The 1183-nt window shown below is 58.5% G+C and carries 3 protein-coding genes; 1 reads left to right on the top strand and 2 read right to left on the bottom strand.

Annotated elements, in window-relative coordinates; translation table 11 throughout:
* On the top strand, positions 1-367 hold a 367-nt coding region (locus AC1DYI_RS36290; RefSeq protein WP_477208929.1), incomplete at its 5' end, for a transposase.
* A gap of 80 nt (positions 368-447) precedes the next feature.
* On the opposite strand, the gene AC1DYI_RS36285 is transcribed toward AC1DYI_RS36290, so the two are convergent.
* Both AC1DYI_RS36285 and AC1DYI_RS36280 read right to left on the bottom strand, forming a co-directional pair.
* Complete coding sequence (locus tag AC1DYI_RS36285) at positions 448-843, bottom strand: hypothetical protein (RefSeq protein WP_477208928.1); 396 nt, start codon at positions 841-843, stop codon at positions 448-450.
* 81 nt (positions 844-924) lie between these two features.
* The coding region (locus AC1DYI_RS36280; RefSeq protein WP_477208927.1) for an N-acetyltransferase family protein at positions 925-1183 on the bottom strand (259 nt) is incomplete at its 5' end.

The raw sequence follows: 1183 nt of genomic DNA, 5'->3' as shown, positions 1-1183 counted from the left end.
GTTCTGCCTGAACAGTCTCGAGCCCGGCAGCCTGGTGGTCTCCGATGGAGCGCCGAGCTTCAACTACACGGCATGGAACCGCCTGGCGGTCCACCAAGCCATCGTGACCGGTGGCGGCAAGCAGGCTTGCGAGATCGCTGAACTCAAGGCGATCAACACTGTGCTGGGTAACCTGAAGACGGCCATCACGGGTACTTACCATGCCTTCAAGTTCAACAAGTACGCCGAGCGATACCTGGCCGAATATCAGTACCGGTTCAACCGGCGGTTCGATCTCAAGCTCCTGATGCAAAGCCTCATTCGTGCCGCGGTGGCCTGCAAACCGGCGCCCCTTCCATCGCTTCGCATGGCTGAGGATCATCGCTAATCAGGCTGATTTGTGATGCCTAACGTTCGAGGTAAGGGGCGGCTTGCGGCTTGCCGCAAGACGTCCCCTTGACTGAGGGGTTAGGCCAAGCGAGAGGCACCAAGATCGACTTTGCTCCAGTGAACATACGGCGGCCACTCCCGACCCTCTGCGAATGCTGCAAAGACTTCAGTGACCTGCTGGAGTAGGAACCAATCACGCTGTGCCATTGCCACGCTGCCACCACTGAAGGCCAGTATTGTTCCATCAGGATGTGGTGCTACTGGTTTCTCTTGAGAGGCGCGATAGTGGGCCCCATCGGGTTCATGGCGTTCCAACAGGAACAGGCCAGGCCCACCAGCCACTTGAACGTATTGACCGGCATCGTTGGTGACGTTTGCATAGGACATTCGAGTTCGGGATAGCTCGAGCGCCAGCTTGCGTTCACTAGGAGCAACGACCGGCTTGCAATGTTCTCGGTAGAAGGTCACCGGCATTGAGGGCCTAACGTTCGACGTAAGGGGCGGCCTGCGGCTTGCCGCAGGACGTCCCCTTGACGGAGGGGTTAGGTTGCTGGCTCAAAAGAGGCGTTGCATCCATAGAGAACTGATGAACTGACCGCGCTTGACGGCGTATTCTCGAAAGACGCCGACCTCGGAGAAGCCGAACTTCTTGTGCAACCTCACCGAAGCAACCCTGGAGTGGCAAAGGGCTTCGAGCGAATACTGACCGGCCTGACAGACGCTGGGCTGTTCTTGGGCTGCTGAGCGCTCGAAGGACGACGTATTGCACGGTACCAGCCTGGATGGCAGATGTGACCCGGCACTGAGACAGAGG

This window comes from Ideonella sp. P3_A4 (assembly GCF_056403075.1).
This window is presented reverse-complemented; position numbering and strand designations above follow the sequence as displayed.

What these genes read in the sequence shown, in the direction of transcription:
- AC1DYI_RS36285 (WP_477208928.1), bottom strand. Translation starts at nt 843, where the DNA reads ATGCCGGTGACCTTCTACCGAGAACATTGCAAGCCGGTCGTTGCTCCT.